The following is an 18,876-nucleotide window of genomic DNA, read 5'->3' on the forward strand; positions in this document are numbered from 1 at the left end:
CGACCCCAGCCGCAAGTCAGGCCCTCGAACCATCGGCCGAAGGGCGCTGATCAGAGGGGGTCAGGACAGGATCCTGTTCACCATTTCCGCGGTGTCCGCCGACAGGCCGGTCTGTGAAGAAAGCCTTTCAAGTGACTGACGCATAAGTTTTTTTCTGCCATCATCCCAGCGAGAAATGGTCTGGAAGGCCGCCACCGACCGGGCCGCGACCTGCGGATTGCGCGGATCCAGCCGGATCAGCCAGTCGATCAGCAGGTCGTATCCGGCGCCATCCGCCCGGTGAAATCCTGCCTGATTCATCGCGAATGCTCCCAGGACCGAGCGGAATCGGTTGGGATTCGTCCAGTCAAAGAGCGGATGTGCCGTCAGTTTCTGCACTTTTTCAACGGCTTCTGCGGGGGGGGCGAGAGACACCTGAAGGCCGAACCACTTGTTCATGACAAGCCGGTCCGTCTTCCACCGGGCTTCGAAACGGGCCAAGGGGTCGTTGCCCTTGCCGATCCGGACAAGCGCGCCCAGAGCGGCCAGCGATTGGGTCATGTTGTCGGCCGTCTCGAATTGCGCCTGGGCCCGGTCCGGACCTTCGGTCAGGACAAGGTAGCGCAGGGCCGCATTCGCAAGCGCGCGGTTGCCGGCGGCGCGGGCGTCCGGGCTGAACGGGCCGGGCAATTGATGATCCGTGTGCAGCCGGGCAAGGGTCGCGCCGCTGCGTTCGGCGATCGCGTGGGCGAGGGCGTCATGACTGGCATGGATCAGATCGGGGTCAGGCGTCGTTCCGGCCTCGAAGAGCCGTTTCGCCATGTCGTCTTCGCTCGGCAAATCCAGAAGGAGCGCGCGGAACGCCGGGTCGCGATCCGGGTCCGAGATCGCGCGGTCGAGCGCGTCGAGAAAGTCGCGCGAGGCATCCGAACCATCGAGGATCATGTCCGTCAGAACGTCCTCGGCCAGCCGTCGCCCGGCTTCCCATGCGTTGAAGGGATCGGTGTCATGGGCCAGCAGAAAGGCGCTTTCTCTCGCGGACCTTGGCTGATCAAGGATGACGGGCGCGGAGAATCCACGCAGCACCGATGCCACGGGTCGCGTGGGCAAGCCTGTGAATTCAAAGGTCTGTTCAGCTTCTTTCAATGTCAGTATCCGGGTCGGAACCACCTCGTCGCCGTTCTGGCCCAGAAGGCCCACGGCAACCGGAATATGCAGCGGGGATTTCTCGGGCTGGCCCGGTGTGGGCGATGTCTCCTGCGACAAGGTCAGGCGGAATGTGTCGCCGTCATGATCCTCGCGGGCACTCAGGCGCGGGGTGCCGGCCTGCGAATACCACAGCGCGAATTGCGACAGGTCTTCGCCCGTCGCGTCCTCGAAGACCTGCAGCCAATCCTCGATCGTGGCGGCATCTCCGTCATGGCGTTCAAAATAAAGATCGAGCGCCTTTTCATACCCTTCCCCCCCAACGATCCGGCGCAACATGCCGATCACCTCGGCGCCCTTTTCATAGACGGTCGCGGTGTAGAAATTATTGATCTCGACAAAGCTTTCGGGGCGCACCGGATGGGCAAGAGGGCCGGCATCCTCCCGGAACTGGTAGGCCCGAAGCTCCAGCGCGTCGCGAATCCGTTTGACCGAATGGCCGCGCATGTCGCCGGTGAATTGCTGATCGCGAAACACCGTCAGACCTTCTTTCAGGCAAAGCTGGAACCAGTCCCGGCAGGTGATCCGGTTGCCTGTCCAGTTGTGAAAGTATTCATGCGCAATGACGCCCTCGATCCGTTCGAAGTCTCCGTCGGTCGCCGTCTCGGGAGAACACAAAACCAACGCAGAGTTGAAAATGTTCAAGCCCTTGTTCTCCATCGCACCCGCATTGAAGTCATCAACGGCCACGATGTTGAAAATATCCAAGTCGTATTCCCGGCCATAGACGTCTTCGTCCCAGCGCATCGACCGTTTCAGCGCGTCCATGCCGAAGGCACATTTGCCCCGATCTTCCGGTCGCACCCAGATATTCAACGCGACCTGCCGGCCGCTCTTGGTGACGAAACTGTCGGAATGCGCGGCCAGTTCTCCGGCCACGAGCGCGAAAAGATAAGCGGGTTTGGGCCATGGATCATCCCATTCGGCCCAGCCTTCACCCGACGACACAGGGTTGCCGTTCGACAACAGGACGGGTGCATCCCCCTCGAGCCGGACGAAGAACGGCGCCATCACGTCGGGCCGGTCCGGATAATAGGTAATTCGCCGGAACCCTTCGGCCTCGCATTGGGTGCAATACATGCCGTTCGACATGTAGAGACCCTCAAGCGCCGTATTGTCGGCCGGCGCGATCTCGACCTCGGCCTCCCAGACAAAGGGGGCATCGGGCACATCGCAGGTCAGGCCCCGGTCGGTCAGCTCCGGTGAAACGGCCTCGCCATCGATCCGCGCCGAGATCAGTTTCAGCTCCTCACCATGCAGGAAGAACGGCCCGCCTGCGCTGTCGGGATTGGGTCTGAACCCGACCCGGGAGACGACGCGCGTGGCCCGTGGATCAAGCCTGAAGACCAGCTCGACGCGATCGACCAGATAGGCGGGCGGCGTGTAATCCGCGAGGTGAATCACGGTCTGCTGGCGAGGGCTCATGGTTGACTGCTCCGGTTTCGACCACAGGTGTTGGGACCTAAGGGTCATCTCCGGAGCCGGAAAAGACAAGCGCCGCGTGACCCCCAAAACGAAAGGAGAGCAGATCATGTCCGCACCCAAAACGGATATCGAGACACAACACAAACGCCATGGCGGCGCCCTACGCGGGATCGCCGCTGTCGTGGTCTTTGCCGCACTCCTCTTTGGCGCGTTCCTGATGTGGACGGCCGAAAGCGGCGAGACGCCGGTTGAACCCGAAACCCAGATCGACGGCCGGACCGGCGACGAGGTCGAATAGGATCCCGCCCATGCCGAAGGGCGTCAAGAAGGCCGATCTGCCACGAAAGACCTGCGCCACTTGCGGCCGCCCGTTCACGTGGCGTCGGAAATGGGCGCGGGTCTGGGACGAGGTGCGCTATTGCTCCGACCGGTGCCGCAGGCAGCGGGCCGGTCGCGTTTAGCGCTTTGTTGCCTATAGGAAACTTTTGTTCTAATCCGACCCGGACCCGCGGCATCTGGCCGCGACATCATCTTTCCGGGGCAGGAACATACAATGGCAGACAGAGTTGAGGTTGGCGGCCTTCGCGTCGCAACGGAATTGCATGATTTCATCGAGACCCATGCGCTTCCGGGAACGGGCATCGATGCAGACCGGTTCTGGTCGGGGTTCGGCGCGCTGGTGGCGGATCTGACCGCACGGAACCGCGATCTGCTGGCGCGCCGGGAGGAGTTGCAGGGCAAGATCGATGCCTGGCACATCGCGCGCCGGGGCCAGCCCCATGATCCCGATGCCTACCAGGAATTCCTGCGTGAGATCGGCTATCTCGTTGAGGAGGGCGCGGATTTCGAGATCGGCACCCAGAACGTCGATCCCGAGATATCGTCGGTTGGGGGCCCGCAGCTCGTGGTTCCGATCACCAATGCGCGCTTTGCCATCAATGCCGCCAATGCCCGCTGGGGCAGCCTCTACGATGCCTTCTATGGCACCGACGCGATGGGCGTGACACCGCCGAAAGGCCCCTACAACCGGGGGCACGGCGCCCGTGTCGTGGCCCGCGCCCGCCTGTTCCTCGACGAGGCGTTCCCCATCGAAGGGGCCAGCCATTCGGACGTCTCGCGCTATTACGTCAGGGACGGCGCGCTTCTGGCGGATGATATGCCGCTGATGGAGCCTGCGAAATTCGCGGGCTATCGGGGCAATCCCAAGGCGCCCGATGCGATCCTGCTGCGCAACAACGGCCTGCATGTCGAGCTTGTCTTCGATCGCGCCCATCCGATCGGATCGCGCGACCGGGCGCTTCTGGCCGATGTCCGGATGGAGAGTGCGGTTTCGGCGATCATGGATTGCGAGGATTCCGTCGCCTGCGTCGATGCCGAAGACAAGGTTCTGGCCTATTCCAACTGGCTTGGCCTGATGAAGGGCGATCTGAGCGCGACCTTCGACAAGGGTGGCCGCGAGATGACCCGCGTCCTTGCACCCGATGCTGACTGGACCGGCCCCGATGGAACCCGCTTCACCATGAAGGGCCGCGCCCTGATGCTGGTGCGCAATGTCGGCCACCTTATGACCAACCCCGCCATACTCGATGCGCAGGGGGACGAAATTTTCGAAGGCTTGATGGATGCGGCCATTACCGTCCTGATCGCGATGCATGACCTTCAGCGCGAGGGCGGCAACTCGCTTCACGGTTCGGTCTACGTGGTCAAGCCCAAGATGCATGGCCCCGATGAAGTGGCGTTCACCGACCAGATCTTCACCCGGGTCGAAGAGATGCTGGGCCTGCCGGCCAATACCGTCAAGATCGGCATCATGGACGAGGAACGGCGCACCTCGGCCAACCTCAAGGAATGTATCCGCGCGGCGAAGGACAGGGTCTGTTTCATCAACACAGGCTTCCTCGACCGGACGGGCGACGAGATCCACACCTCGATGGAGGCCGGGCCCTTCAGCCGCAAGGATTTCATCAAGCGCAAGGGCTGGATCACCGCCTACGAGAACCAGAACGTGGACATCGGTCTGGAATGCGGACTGTCCGGCCGGGCCCAGATCGGCAAGGGCATGTGGGCTATGCCCGACAAGATGGCCGCCATGCTGGAGCACAAGATCGAACATCCCCGCGCCGGCGCCACCTGCGCCTGGGTGCCCAGCCCCACGGCCGCGACGCTGCATGCGCTTCATTATCACAAGGTCGATGTCTTTGCCGTGCAGGACGCGCTGCGCAAGGGCGGACGGCGTGCCTATGTGACCGGGCTTCTGGATATTCCGCTGGCCAGCTATCGCAAATGGACTGACGCCCAGATCACGCGCGAGGTTGAGAACAATGCGCAGGGTATCCTCGGCTACGTCGTGCGCTGGATCGATCAGGGGATCGGCTGTTCCAAGGTGCCCGACATGAACGATGTCGGCCTCATGGAGGATCGCGCGACGTGCCGGATTTCGGCCCAGCATATCGCCAACTGGCTGCATCACGGCGTGATCGCCGAAGATCAGCTGATGGAGATCATGCGCCGCATGGCCGCCGTGGTCGATCGCCAGAACGAGGGCGATCCGGCCTATACGCCCATGGCGCCCGGTTTCAACGGGATCGCCTTTGCCGCGGCCTGCGATCTGGTCCTGAAAGGGCGGGAGCAGCCGTCCGGCTATACCGAGCCGGTTCTTCACGCCCGCAGGCTGGAGCTCAAGCAGGCCTGAGCCGCAAGGGCAGGCGCGGCAGGCCGCGCAGCCCGATCCGGCGGCCATGCACGATCTCGTCACGCCGCACGGCGAATTGCGCGTTCGGATAGCGCAGGAACAGCCGCTCGATCGCGACCTGCGCCTCGATCCGGGCCAGCTGGATGCCAAGGCAGACATGCGGGCCATGGCCGAACCCCAGATGCGGGTTCGGCCGCCTTTCCGGGCGCATCTCGGACGGCGCCTCGACGCGGGCGGGGTCGTGGTTGGCACCGATCAGCAGCGCCACGATCTTGTCGCCGGTTCGGAGCGGTGTGCCCTCGAATTCCGTGTCGTGACGGGCAAACAGGGGCTTGGTCATCATGACCGGCGTGTAGAACCGCATGAATTCTTCGACCGCGATCGCCATCCGTCCGGGCGAGTTCGCCAGCTCCGGCCCCAGGTTCCCCGCATCGATGCAGCCCGCGATTCCGTTCGAAACCAGGTGCACGGTCGTTTCGTGCCCCGCGATGAAGAGCATGACGACCATGCTCAGCAGTTCGTCCTCCGACAGCCGGTCGCCATCCTGCTCGGCCAGAACAAGGTCGCGGATCAGGCCCGGTCGCCCACCCGTCCGGCGGACGTCGGCGAATTCGGCGCGGAAATAACGGATCAGCCGGTAGAGCCCCGGAAAGGCACGCAGCATGGCCCATCCGTTGACCGGTGCCGAGATCGGGCTGATCCAGCGTTGCACGCGGGCGCGGTCCGACTCGGGGATCCCAAGCAGAAGGCAGATCACCTGAAGCGGCAGGGGCCGCGCATAGGCCGCGACCATGTCCTGTGGCCGGTCCGGGTCGATCTGATCCAGCAATCCGTCGGCCAGGGCCATGATCTCTGGGCGCAGGTCCAGCATGGCATGGCGTGCGAAGGCCTGATCCACCAGCGACCTGAGCCGTTTGTGCGCCGCGCCGTCATGCAGCAGCATGTTGTGCATCAGCGGCCGCATGAAGGGCGGCATCCACCACATGATCTTCTGGTAGGATCGCCCGCCCGCATGACCGGGGTCGCGCGCGAAGCTGTCGGTCGCCTTCAACAGCCGGCGCGCGGCCTCGTCGGTGGTGGTGAGGTAGACCTCGCCCATGAAGGGTATCCGCGCCCGCACGATCGGACCTTCAGTGCGCATCTGCGCCAGCATCGGCCCGGGCGCGCGCAGGAAATCGGGGTCGGTCAGGTCAAAAGTCATCCGACAGCATTGCGACACGGCCCCCCGACGCGCAAGTTTTCATCGTTTTCGTGCATCCATGCTCCGCTGGGCGACCGGTAACCTTTTCATGCGCGCCCGTAGCCTATATCTCTTGCACAAAGAGGAAAGGCGGGATCATGAAACGCCCCATCGTCGGCATCATTGGCAATCTGCACCTGATCAACGATCAATATCCGACCCACGCGGCCGGAACGATGAATTCGCAGGCAATCGCTGAGGTGTCGGACTGCCTGCCGATGATCGTGCCGTCCGATCCCAAGCTTTCGGATGTGCCAGACCTGCTGGACGCCTGCGACGGGTTCCTGTTCACCGGCGGGCGCCCCAATGTGCACCCCGAGGAATATGGCGAGGCGCCCACCGAGGCGCATGGAACCTTCGACCGGGATCGTGATGCCGTGGCCCTGTCGCTGGTGCGGGCCTGCGTCGAACGCGGCCAGCCCTTCTTCGGCATCTGCCGCGGCTTTCAGGAAGTGAATGTCGCGATGGGGGGATCGCTTTATCCCGAAATCCGTGATCTGCCGGGCCGCGACAATCACAGGATGCCGCCCGACGGCACGCTGGAAGAAAAGTTCGAGCTGCGCCACGAGGTGACCTTCGTTGAAAACGGCCCGTTCCACCGGTTGATGGGCGCGCAGAAGGTGATGACGAACACCCTCCACGGGCAGGGCATCAAGATGCCGGGCCCGCGGATCGTGATCGACGGCCATGCGCCCGATGGCACGCCGGAGGCAATCTACGTCGCCGGGGCACCGGGGTTTACCCTCTCGGTGCAATGGCACCCCGAGTATAATGCCGCCCGCGACCCCGTCTCGCGCAAATTGTTCGGCGCCTTCGGCGACGCGGTGCGCGCGTGGTCGGGGGCCAGGCAGCCGGTCCACCTCAGGACCGCCTGACCCTAGACCAGCAGCCGGGCCTCGTGACGCTTGAGTGAGCGGCGGGCGGCAGGTCCAAAGCTCGACGGCAGGGCGCGCAACTCTGGGAAGATCGCAAAGATCTCGTCTCGGGACGCTTCGGTGATGGCCGACAACCCGACCTCCCCGGGATGGAAGCTTTCGGTGGCCGCCCCCTCGGCATAGACGATCTCGTGATCGTCAAACAGCATGTGGATATAGGTGACGGTCTCGATTTCTTCGATGCAGGCGTCGATCCCGTCGACCAGATGCAGGGCAGGGACCAGAACCTCACGTTCCCCGAACAGAAGCTCGGCCCGATAGCCGTTGAACATCAACCGGTGCTGCGGCGAGACGATCAGGTCACGTTCGAGGCCGGTCAGGACGCCTTGCTTCAGGCGGATTGGCGCCAGTCGGCCCTTGCCGGGCACTGTCCGCCGTCCGATCCAGCGGATCTGCTGAAGCCCGTGATCGCGGGTGACGACAGGATCGCCCACGGCCAGTTCCTCGACCGGCCGTGCGCCACGCGGCGTGGCGATCCGGGTGCCGGGGGTAAAGCAGATGATGTTCTCGATCTCTGAGAAGTTCAGGATCGTCCCGTCATCCAGCGTAACAGAGCCGGAAAGACTTCCCGTGCCGTCATCGGTCGCGCTCAGCGTCGACAGGTCGGCCAGATCGCCCAGCTGAAGCGTGTCGCCCGTTGTCTCGTCACCCGATCCGCCATCGACGGTGATCGTGGCGTTGCTCGTCTCGCCCAGATCCTGCAGGACGAACAGATCGTCACCGGATGCGCCATCGGCCAGATCGCCTTCGGCGATGTTGAGAATGTCGTTTCCGGTGCCGGCATACAGCTGGTCGTTGCCGGTGCCGCCGGTCAGCGTGTCTCGGCCGCCATCCCCGACCACAACGTCATTGCCGGCAGACCCGTCCAGCACGTCGTTTCCGGCGTCGCCATCGACCATGTCATCGCCAAGGCCGCCGTCGATCACATCGTCATCGGCCCAGCCGAACAGGGCGTCGTTGCCGTCACCACCGGTAATCGTGTCGTCGCCGGCAAGGCCATCGACCGTGATGCCCGTCGCGTCGGCCGAGGCGTCGACCGTGTCGTTGAACCCGGAGCCGGCGATTTCCTCGATCTCGTAGAATTCGCCCGACGCCGCGCCGGAGCCGACGTTGTAGGTGCCTTGCTCATCGCCGTTGAACGTCACGGTGACGCCGCCCGGATCGGCCGATGGGTTGAAGTCGATGCGGTCGCCGTCCGTGCCGGTCTCGCCGCCATAGATCACGTCGACGCCGTCGGTGTCGGACTGGATGAAGGTGTCGCTGTCGGCACCGCCGTAGATTTCGTCGTTGCCGTCACCCGCGATGATGAAGTCATCGCCCGCGCCGGCCTCGATCAGATCGTCATTGCCACTGTCGCCGGGCAGGATCGCGTCGTTGTTGTCGACGAGGTCGCCCTCTGGATCACCGGCATATCCGGCATTGATGACATCGCCACCGGCCGTGCCCGACACGGTTCCGTCACGCGGATCGGCCGGGATCCCCATCGCCTCCAGCGCGGCGGGATCGGAGACATCGGCGGGCACCACGCCGATCAGCGTGATCGAGGCGCCTGACGGGAAGGTCAGGACCGCGTTGCCGTTTCCGTCGTCCGATACGACGACATTGCCCGTATGGACCGGCGTTGACCCGTCCGATGTCATGTTCGAGACATCGAGCTGATCCTGGCCCGTGTAGTTTCCGTCACGGTCGGCAAACGGGGCGACAAAGCCCTGGACGACGTCGTCTCCGCTTGTGTCGGAGAGGACGAGCGTGTCGACGCCGGCGCCGAGGATTATGTTCTCGATTTCGGTGAAGGTCGCGGTGGAGGTGCCGTCGGTAAAGCTGCCGTTCTCGCTGTTGCCGTCGGTCAGGTCGATCGTCAGATCCGAGGCAACGGCCGAGAAATCCAGCGTATCGCCCAGCGTTTCATCTTCGCTGTCGCCGAAATAGGTGTCGTTGCCGAAATTGTCCTCGACGACGTGAAGGTCGTCGCCATAGCCGCCCCAGACATAATCGTCGCCTTCGCCGCCATAGACGGTGTCGTTGCCGAACGAGCCGCGAATGAAATCGTTGCCGTCACCGCCGAAGACGGTGTCGTTGCCCTGATCGCCGTTGATGGAATCGTCATCGGCACCGCCATAGAGGGTGTCGTCGCCAATCCCTGCCTCGATCGCATCGACGCCGCCGCCGCCGTAAAGCACGTCATTGCCGTCGACCCCGTTCAGGAAGTCGTTGCCCACATCACCGGAAAGAATGTCATTTCCGGCCTCGCCGATGACGCTGTCGTTTCCGGCCCCGCCGCTGACGGTGTCATCGCCGATGCCGCCATACAGCAGGTCGTCACCGGTGCCGCCGGTGATGTCATCATCCCCCGTGCCACCGTCGATCGTGACGCCAAAGCTGTCATTGGTGGCATCGACCGTGTCGTCGAAATCCGTCAGGAAGAGGTTCTCGATCTCGGTGAAGGTCCCGTCGGCGGCACCGGTGCCGATATCATAATCGCCGGCCTCGTCACCGGTGAACAGGATGTTCACCCCGCCGGTATCGGTCGTCGAGGCGAAGTCGAGCGTATCGTTGTCGTTGCCGGTCTCGCCACCGCCGATCGTGTCGCTCCCCGACGTTTCGTTGACAACGATCAGGTCGTTGTCACCGCCGCCGAAGATCGTGTCATCGCCCGCGTCGCCATAGATGAAATCGGCGCCACCCATCCCGTCGACAAGGTCGTTGCCCGCACCGCCATAGATCGTGTCCTGGCCGCCATAGGCCGAGATGTCGTCATTGCCGGTGCCGCCAAAGATGGTGTCGTTGTCCACCCCTGCGAGGATGAAGTCGTCGCCGGCATCGCCGTGGATTTCGACCCCGCCCGCGTCATAGCTGACGATTTCGTCATTGCCGTCGCCGCCATAGGCGATGCCGCCGTTGTCGAAGCCGAAGTCGATGATGTCGTCGCCGGCATCCCCGAACAGGGTATCGAAGCCGAAGCCGCCGTCGATGACGTCGTTGCCCGTGCCGCCATAGACAACGTCGTTGCCTTCGCCGGCATAGATTTCGTCATTGCCGTCCCCGGCCAGCACGATGTCATCATTTGACCCGTCAAGCGCATCGCCCCGGTCGATCTGGTCGCCATCGGGATCGTCGACATAGGTGAAGTCGATGACGTCGTCGCCCGCCGTGCCGTCGACCGTATAATTGAGGTCGAGCGGGATCCCCATGGCCTCGAGCGCGAGGGGGGAGGACAGGGTCGAAACGCTGACACCCACCAGCATGACCGACGTCCCGTCAGGGAAGGTCAGGATCGCGTCACCGCTCCCGTCGCCGTTCGAATCGCTCAGGACGACATCGCCGGTATTGACCGGATCGCCCCCAAGATCGAGCAGGCCCGACACGTCAAGCTGATCACCGCCCGTGAAGGTGCCGTCGCCGTTGTAGACAGGCGCCTCGAAGTTGAACAGGACGTCGGCGCCATCGCCGTTCTGCAGGACGACCGTATCGACCGCTGAATCCAGCAGGCCGAGATCGACCGTGTCGTCGCCCGCGCCCATATCGACCGTGTCGGCGCCGGTATTGGTCGCCACCGTGTCATTGCCGACGGAGCCAGTGACACTGTCGTCGCCCGAGCCAAGGATTACCGTCTCGATTTGCGAGAAGCTGGCCTCGTTCGTGCCTTGCATCAGCGTGCCTGTCTCGGCCGCCGACAGCAGGAGCGAGATATCGCCCGTCAGCGCCGAGGCATCGAGCGTGTCGCCCGTGGTTTCGTCAAGCTCGCCGCCGGTGATGACGTCGTCGCCGAACGTCCCGGTCATGATGAACGTGTCATCGCCGTCCGAACCGAAAAGAGTGTCATTCCCGGCACCGGCGTCGACAGTGTCGTTGCCGGTTCCGAGATCGATCACATTCGCGCCGGATCCACCAATGACCGAGTCGTCGCCTGCATATGCCGAAATCTTGATATCGGACCCGTCGGCAGTCAGATCGACGGTGTCGTTGCCGTCATCCGTCTGCAGCCACTCGATTTCGGAATAGGTGACGCTCAATCCGCCCTGAGTCATCGTGCCGGATTCATTGCCGCCGGCGATGATAGTGGCGTCGGAGCCAGAATTCGTGTTGAGGATGTCGCCCAGTCCGGCATCCGCCGTCTCGCCACCCACAACGGTGTTGATCCCATCGGTGTCACTGAACTGGAAGGTGTCGGTCCCTTCACCGCCGTAGAGGGCGTCGGTTCCGGTCCCGGCAAAGAACTGATCGTTGCCCGTCCCGCCGTAGATCGCGTCGTTGCCGCCCTGACCGTACAGCAGGTCGTTGCCGGCGCCGCCGTCGATGGAGTCGTTGCCCGAACCGCTCTGAATGTTGTCATTCCCGTCGCCGCCGGCGAGGGTGTCCTCACCGCCGCCGCCATAGAGACTGTCTTGGCCATCTCCCCCAAACACAGTGTCGTTGCCGTCACCGCTGAAGACGACGTCGTTGCCAGCGCCGGCTTCAATCAGGTCGTCATTGCCGGAATGGCCTGCGATGAAGGCGTCGTTGCCGTCGACCAGGTCGCCGTCAGGGTCACCTGTATAGGCCGCATCGATGATATCGTCGCCGGCCGTGCCGCTGACGGTGCCGTCGGCGGGCAGGATCAGGTTTTCGATCTCGGCGAAGTTGACGGTGATCCAGTCGCCATTGCTGTTGAGAACCTCGACAGTGCCCGAGACGGAGTCCAGATCCGCGTTGGTGCCGACGGCGAGGTTGCGGTAGCCATCGTAGGCCGACAGGTCGAGCGTGTCGTTGTCCGTCGTGCCGCCAGTGCCGCCGTCGACAGTGATCGTGCCCGTCTGCGTGCCGCTGCCGTCCAGCGCGGACGGATCGAGCGTGATCGTGTCGGCGTCATCGCCGCCAAAAAGGGTGTCGCCTGCGCCGCCGGCGATGACGTCGTTGCCCGACCCACCGTAAAGCTCGTCGTTCCCGGCTCCCCCAGAGAGCACGTCGTTTCCGGCGTCGCCCAGCAGGCTGTCGTTGCCGCTCCCCCCCGTCAGCGTATCGTCACCGGCGCCCGCAGAAACGCTGACGCCCAGAGTGTCGTTGGTCGCATTCAGCGTGTCGTTGCCCGACCCGAGTTCGAAGGCCTCGATCTCGCTGAAGGTCGCGTTTCCGGCGAAATGGGTGATCGAGCCGGCCTCGTTGCCGGTATAGGTGACGCCAACGGCCGAGGTGACGTTGGTGATGTCGACGGTGTCGAAATCCCCGCCGCCTGTCGTGCCCTCGCCGCCGAAGATCGTGTCGTCGCCGGTTGTGCCATAAAGCGTGATGCGGTCGGCGTCGTCGCCGCCATAGATCGTGTCGTTGCCGGCCTCGCCCGAAAGCTGGTCATTGCCCGCATCGCCGAAGATGGTGTCGTTGTCGATTCCGGCATGGATGATGTCGTTGCCGTCGCCGCCATAGAACAGGTCGTTGCCCGATCCGTCCGTGCCGGCATCGAATTCGTCGTCGATGACGTCGTTGCCTGCGCCGCCATAGGCGGTGTCGTTGCCTGTCATGGCCTCGATGTCGTCGTCGCCGGAACCGCCATAGATGATGTCATCGCCCGCGCCGGCATCGATGATGTCGTCGCCGAACTGCCCTTCGATGATGTCGTTGCCATCGCCGGCAACGATGCTGTCGCCAAGTCCCTCGTCGCCATAGACATAGGTCTGGTTCGCGGCACCTTCGATCAGGGCCAGGTAATGGCCGTCTTCATCGCGCAAGACCCAGTTGTGTTCCTCGAAGGTCGACTGGACATAGGTCTGACCCGGCTCAATGGTGCCGTAGGCGACCAGGCTGCCGGTGCCATCGATCCACCAGAGCTGGATTGCGGCGTCGCTGTCGTTGATGACGGTCAGAGTTGTGGCCGCCGAGGCAACCGAGGCATATTCGGCCGGGTCGAGCCAGATCGTATCCCCGCCGATGAAATCATCGCCCGCGCCTCCGAAGAGCACGTCGCCACCCGCGCCGCCCAACACCTGGTCGTCGCCCAGTTCGCCCGAGAGGGTGTCGGCCCCTTCCTCGCCCGACAGGATGTCGTTTCCTGCGTCGCCCGAAACAGAATCGTTGCCATCGCGGCCATAGATCGTGTCATCGCCGCCGCCACCGAAGACGATGTCGTCGCCCGCACCTGCATCGATCAGGTCGTTGCCATCGTCGGGCACCATCGTGTCGTACTGGATATCTGTGATCCAGAGCGCCTGACCGGAGGTGCCGCCGTTCTCGTAGATGATCTCGATGGAACTGACAGGCCCCGCGATTTCCACGAGGACGGCGCCGTTGATGACGTCTTGCGTGTCGTTCGTGCCGCCCGCACCGCTGACGGTCTGGCCCGTGACGGTGTCATTCCCAAGCGCGGTGAGCGTGACGACAACCGGGTTGCCATTCTCGTCATAGGCGTTGACGGTGATGATGTCCTGCCAGCCGGAAATGTCGACATCGTTGATGACGAAGACAACGTTCTCGACCTCGTTCGAGAGGCCCGACCCGGATTCTGCACCGAACGAAATGGAGGTGGTGACATTGGGGCCGCCATTGCCTGTCAGGTAGAGACCTGAATTGGTGGCAAGCCCGGTCGCGCCGACATATTGGGTGCTGGTGGACGTTTGGATGGCGGTGTTGCTGCCGTCGTTGGTGAACGACACGGAAACCTGCATGCCGCCGGTGTCCTGAATGAAGCCGGCGGACAGGTCGGTGCCGCTGGCGCCCTCGGCAATCCAGTTCAGCGTCTCGGTGCCGGTCGCGGGCGGGACGAACTGATCGCCGTAAATCTCGTCATTGCCGTCGCCGCCAAAGATCACGTCATCGTCGCCGCCGCCCCTGATGGTGTCAGCCCCGTCGCCGGAATAGATGACATCCTGTCCATCACCGCCATCGATCGTGTCGGCCCCGGTCGAGGTGGGGGAGGCCGTCGCCCCGCCATAGATGATCTCTGACCCGCCATCGCCGAACTGAACGTCGTCACCGCTGCTTCCGAAAGCTTCGTCGGCATAGGTGGGAGTCGTCGTCGCAGAGGCGCTGGTGACGTCGTCTTTGGTTCCGCTGTCAGGAACGAAATACACGTTCCCGTCGGAGCCCAGATAAAAGGTGCCGGTCTCGGTCTGGTTGGTCACCGGAACGCCGGCATCGGTGCCGGACCATGACCAGGAGCCTCCACCGAGGGTCTGATCGATTTCAAAGCCGATGACCGACAGAGCGATCGTATCGTCCGGATTTAGAGATCCATCACCGAGCTGAACCAGATAACCTTGTGCCATGTAACATGCCCCGACAAACAAATGGCGAACTACGCGCCGAATTCTATTCTTCCGGCGGACTGTTTCCTGATGGTTCACATTCTGCCTTGATCACGGGGTAGGGGGGCAGTCGGGCGACAATGGGCAGCCTTTCGGGCATTTCTGAGAACGTTGCGGGGCGAGTTCGTCCGAAACCTTGCCATCCGCCGAAACGCCTGCCTGCCTTGGCGGACGAGTAAACCGATATTTTCCGGTGTTTGGAGCGGTCTAACCGCTGCTTCGTTTTCTTGCGCGCGGCCACATTTTGGCCCGATTGGTTGCCAGGCCTTCCCGGCGATGGGGCGCGACTTGTCAAAGGCTTATTGACGGTATCGACACAATGACGCGACGGAGGCTCGGGCCCGGGTTGCACAAGGTCGGCAATGGGCTTGGCAGCGGGCGGCACTTTCGGTGATATGGCGGCATGAAATGGATTGATCTTCCTCCGATCTGGCTTGCCGGGTTCATTGTCTGCACCTTTGCCTTGGGGCGGGCCGGGATTTTCGGGGGCGTCTTCGGGGATTGGGCGGATCTGCCGGGCGCGGTTCTGGTCGGTCTTGGCGTCCTGCTGATGCTCTTGGCTGTGGTGCAGATGACGCGCCACCGGACGACGGTGATCCCGCACCGTGACGCGGATGCCCTTGTTACGACAGGAATTTTCGGCCTGAGCCGCAATCCGATCTATCTTGGCGATGCGCTCGTGCTGGCCGGGGCTGTCCTGATCTTCGGGCCACCTGTCGCCTGTCTTCTGGTGCCGCTGTTCATGCTCGTGATCCGGCAGAGGTTCATCCTGCCTGAAGAGGCGCGGCTGTCGCGGCGGTTCGGTTCCGAATTCGAGAGCTATGCCCGCCGCGTGCGCCGCTGGATCTGATCTGGCGCCGATTGGCTGTGCAATCGATTGCTGCATGCCAATGTATACTGTAGTTGCGCCTTTTCGATCGCTTGTGAAACTTTATTTCACGCGATATCAGCATGTCCGAATGACCGAGAAGGGGGACCGTCCGTGAAGATCGGCGCACCAAAAGAGATATTTGAAGGCGAGGCCCGCGTTGCGATGACGCCGGCATCCGCCCGCGACATTCAGAAGCTGGGTCACGATTGCCTGATCGAGGCCGGCGCAGGGGAGGCCGCTGGCTTCACCGACGACGCCTACCGCGAGGCCGGGGTCGAGGTCGTCAAGACCGCCGCCGCGCTGTGGAAAGAGGCGGACATCATCGTCAAGGTCCGTCCGCCCAGCGACACCGAGGCCAAGCGTCTGACCAAGGACAAGACGCTGATCTCGATGTTCTATCCGGCCCAGAACGAGGCGCTGATGGAACTCGCCAATTCCAAGGGCGCAAGTGTCATCGCAATGGACATGGTCCCGCGCATCAGCCGCGCGCAGAAGATGGATGCCCTGTCCTCCATGGCCAATATCGCGGGCTACCGCGCGGTGATCGAGGCGGGCAACAATTTCGGCCGCTTCTTCACCGGTCAGGTGACGGCGGCGGGCAAGGTTCCGCCGGCCAAGGTTCTGGTCGTGGGCGCGGGCGTTGCGGGTCTGGCTGCGATCGGCACCTCGACCTCGCTCGGCGCGATCACCTATGCCTTCGACGTGCGGCCCGAGGTTGCCGAACAGATCGAATCCATGGGCGCCGAATTCGTCTATCTCGATTTCGAGGAACAGACACAGGACGGTGCGGCGACGGGCGGCTATGCGGCCCCCTCGAGCCCGGAATTCCGCGAAAAGCAGCTTGAGAAGTTCCGCGAGCTGGCACCCGACGTGGATATCGTAATCACGACCGCGCTGATCCCCGGCCGTGACGCGCCCGTGCTCTGGACCAAGGACATGGTCGAGGCGATGAAGCCCGGCTCGGTCATCGTCGACCTTGCCGCCGAACGCGGTGGCAATTGCGAACTGACCGAGGCCGACAAGCGGATCGTGTCGGACAACGGCGTGATCATCGTCGGCTACACAGATTTCCCGAGCCGGATGGCGGCGCAAAGTTCGACGCTCTACTCCACCAACATCCGCCACATGCTGACCGACCTCACCCCCGAAAAGGACGGTGTGATCGAACACAACATGGAAGATGACGTGATCCGGGGCGCCACGGCGACCCATCACGGCGAGATCACCTTCCCGCCGCCGCCGCCCAAGGTGAAGGCCATCGCGGCCGCCCCGAAGAAAGAGGCGCCCAAGGAACTGACGCCCGAGGAAAAGCGGGCGCAGGAACTGGCGGCCTTTAAGGCGCAGACCCGTCAGCAGGTGACGCTGATCGCCATTGGCGCGGCGCTTGTGCTGGCGGTGGGCCTTGTCGCCCCGGCCAGCTTCATGCAGCACTTCATCGTCTTCGTTCTGTCCGTCTTCATCGGGTTCCAGGTGATCTGGAACGTGGCGCATTCGCTCCACACGCCGCTGATGGCGGTGACCAACGCGATTTCGTCGATCGTCATCCTCGGCGCGCTGATCCAGATCGGGTCGTCATCGATCCTGATCACCCTGCTGGCTGCGGTCGGCATCTTCATGGCCGCGGTCAATATCTTCGGCGGCTTCCTCGTGACACGGCGCATGCTCGCCATGTTCCAGAAATCCTAAGAGCGCGAGGTTAAGAAAATGGACTTCGGATTCACCATTGCGGCTTATGCGGTCGCGGCCGTCCTCTTCATCCTGTCGCTCGGCGGTCTGTCGGGGCAGGAAAGTGCGAAACGCGCTGTCTGGTACGGCATCGTCGGCATGGCCATCGCCATCATCGCCACGTTGATCGGCCCCGGTCAGGGGCTCTGGCTTATGTCGCTGGTGCTGATCGCGCTGGGCGCGGGCGTGGGCTACCAGCTGGCCACCCGGGTGCAGATGACCCAGATGCCCGAGCTTGTGGCCATCATGCACAGCCTTGTCGGCCTTGCTGCCGTCTTCGTGGGCTTCAACGCCGACATCATGATCAACTCCGTTTCTGCGCTCTACGCCGAGAACGGGGGCGTTCTGGGCGCGGTTGCCGAGGACGGGCTGACCGCTGTCGGCCTGCCCAAGGAGGTCTATGACGGCCTGTCGTCGTTTGGTCAGCTGATCGCCAAGAAAACCGGTGTCGAGATCACGATCCTGCAGGTCGAACTCGTTCTCGGCATCTGGATCGGTGCGGTCACCCTCACCGGCTCCGTCATTGCCTATGGCAAGCTGGCGGGCCGGGTCGACAGCGCCGCCAAGAAGCTTCCGGGCGGGCACATGCTCAACGCCGGTGCTGCGGCCCTGTCGGTGATCTTCGCTGCGATGTATCTGGGCGACTCGGGCAGCTGGACGCTTGTTCTGCTGACGCTTCTGGCGCTCTTCATCGGCTATCACCTGATCATGGGGATCGGCGGCGCCGACATGCCCGTGGTCGTGTCGATGCTCAACAGCTATTCCGGCTGGGCCGCGGCGGCGATCGGCTTCTCGCTCGGAAACGACCTGCTGATCGTGGTGGGTGCGCTGGTGGGCTCCTCGGGGGCGATCCTCAGCTACATCATGTGCAAGGCGATGAACCGGTCCTTCGTATCGGTCATCCTCGGCGGCTTTGGCGGCGCCTCTGGCCCGGCCGCGGCGATCGAGGGCGAACAGATCGCCATCGATGCCGATGGCGTGGCCAATGCGCTCAACGAGGCGGACAGCGTCATCATCATCCCGGGCTACGGCATGGCTGTGGCGCAGGCGCAGCAATCGGTCAGCGAACTGACCCGCAAGCTGCGTGCGGCCGGCAAAGAGGTGCGCTTTGCGATCCACCCCGTCGCGGGCCGTCTGCCGGGGCACATGAACGTGCTTCTGGCCGAGGCCAAGGTGCCCTATGACATCGTCCTCGAGATGGAGGAGATCAACGACGACTTCCCCAACACCGACGTGGCGATCGTCATCGGCTCGAACGACATCGTGAACCCCGCCGCACAGGACGACCCCAACAGCCCCATCGCCGGGATGCCGGTTCTGGAATGCTGGAAGGCCAAGCAGGTCTTCGTCTCCAAGCGGGGGCAGGGCACCGGCTATTCCGGGATCGAGAACCCGCTCTTCTTCAAGGAGAATACGCGGATGTTCTATGGCGATGCGAAGAAAAGCATCGACGACCTGCTGACCCGGATCAGCTGATTTTCGGGGCCAAAGCGCCCCGGTGATCACCCAAGTCAAAAGGCCTCCGCCCG

Annotated in this window: 10 protein-coding genes; 7 read left to right on the forward strand and 3 right to left on the reverse strand. The window is 63.4% G+C overall.

Features of this window, described 5'->3' with window-relative positions:
* Positions 1-60: 60 nt before the first annotated feature.
* Positions 61-2,610, reverse strand: coding sequence for an aminopeptidase N (pepN, locus tag EP376_RS01910; protein ID WP_127653841.1), 2,550 nt, complete (start codon positions 2,608-2,610; stop codon positions 61-63).
* Between the two features lie 106 nt (positions 2,611-2,716).
* On the opposite strand from pepN, the gene EP376_RS01915 reads away from it, so the two are divergent.
* The 3 genes from EP376_RS01915 (at position 2,717) to EP376_RS01925 (ending at position 5,302) form a co-directional block, all read left to right on the forward strand.
* The gene (locus EP376_RS01915) at positions 2,717-2,908 is read left to right on the forward strand and encodes a hypothetical protein (protein WP_127653842.1); all 192 of its coding nucleotides are present in this window, start codon (positions 2,717-2,719) and stop codon (positions 2,906-2,908) included.
* 10 nt (positions 2,909-2,918) lie between these two features.
* Positions 2,919-3,071 carry a DUF2256 domain-containing protein gene (locus EP376_RS01920; RefSeq protein WP_127653843.1) on the forward strand — a complete coding sequence of 51 codons (153 nt, stop codon included), beginning with the start codon at positions 2,919-2,921 and terminating at the stop codon, positions 3,069-3,071.
* Between the two features lie 92 nt (positions 3,072-3,163).
* Positions 3,164-5,302 carry a malate synthase G gene (locus EP376_RS01925; RefSeq protein WP_127653844.1) on the forward strand — a complete coding sequence of 713 codons (2,139 nt, stop codon included), beginning with the start codon at positions 3,164-3,166 and terminating at the stop codon, positions 5,300-5,302.
* On the opposite strand, the gene EP376_RS01930 is transcribed toward EP376_RS01925, so the two are convergent.
* Positions 5,289-6,503: a cytochrome P450 gene (locus EP376_RS01930; RefSeq protein WP_127653845.1), complete on the reverse strand. Its 1,215-nt coding sequence runs from the start codon at positions 6,501-6,503 to the stop codon at positions 5,289-5,291. The two genes, EP376_RS01925 and EP376_RS01930, sit on opposite strands and share 14 nt — an antisense overlap.
* A 137-nt stretch (positions 6,504-6,640) precedes the next feature.
* On the opposite strand from EP376_RS01930, the gene EP376_RS01935 reads away from it, so the two are divergent.
* The gene (locus EP376_RS01935; RefSeq protein ID WP_127653846.1) at positions 6,641-7,417 is read left to right on the forward strand and encodes a gamma-glutamyl-gamma-aminobutyrate hydrolase family protein; all 777 of its coding nucleotides are present in this window, start codon (positions 6,641-6,643) and stop codon (positions 7,415-7,417) included.
* Positions 7,418-7,419: 2 nt separating this feature from the next.
* Here EP376_RS01935 and EP376_RS01940 read toward each other — a convergent pair whose 3' ends face one another.
* The gene (locus tag EP376_RS01940; RefSeq protein ID WP_127653847.1) at positions 7,420-14,712 is read right to left on the reverse strand and encodes a Hint domain-containing protein; all 7,293 of its coding nucleotides are present in this window, start codon (positions 14,710-14,712) and stop codon (positions 7,420-7,422) included.
* A gap of 442 nt (positions 14,713-15,154) precedes the next feature.
* On the opposite strand from EP376_RS01940, the gene EP376_RS01945 reads away from it, so the two are divergent.
* From EP376_RS01945 to EP376_RS01955, 3 genes are all read left to right on the forward strand, one after another.
* Positions 15,155-15,601: a methyltransferase family protein gene (locus EP376_RS01945; protein ID WP_127653848.1), complete on the forward strand. Its 447-nt coding sequence runs from the start codon at positions 15,155-15,157 to the stop codon at positions 15,599-15,601.
* A gap of 132 nt (positions 15,602-15,733) precedes the next feature.
* Positions 15,734-17,308, forward strand: a complete 1,575-nt coding sequence (locus EP376_RS01950) for a Re/Si-specific NAD(P)(+) transhydrogenase subunit alpha (RefSeq protein WP_127653849.1) — start codon at positions 15,734-15,736, stop codon at positions 17,306-17,308.
* 18 nt (positions 17,309-17,326) lie between these two features.
* Entirely contained in the window at positions 17,327-18,823 is a 1,497-nt protein-coding gene (locus EP376_RS01955; protein WP_127653850.1) for an NAD(P)(+) transhydrogenase (Re/Si-specific) subunit beta, read from the forward strand.
* Positions 18,824-18,876 lie beyond the last annotated feature (53 nt).

The sequence above is a fragment of the Alexandriicola marinus genome (genome assembly GCF_004000435.1).
GTDB classification, from domain to species: Bacteria; Pseudomonadota; Alphaproteobacteria; order Rhodobacterales; family Rhodobacteraceae; genus Alexandriicola; species Alexandriicola marinus.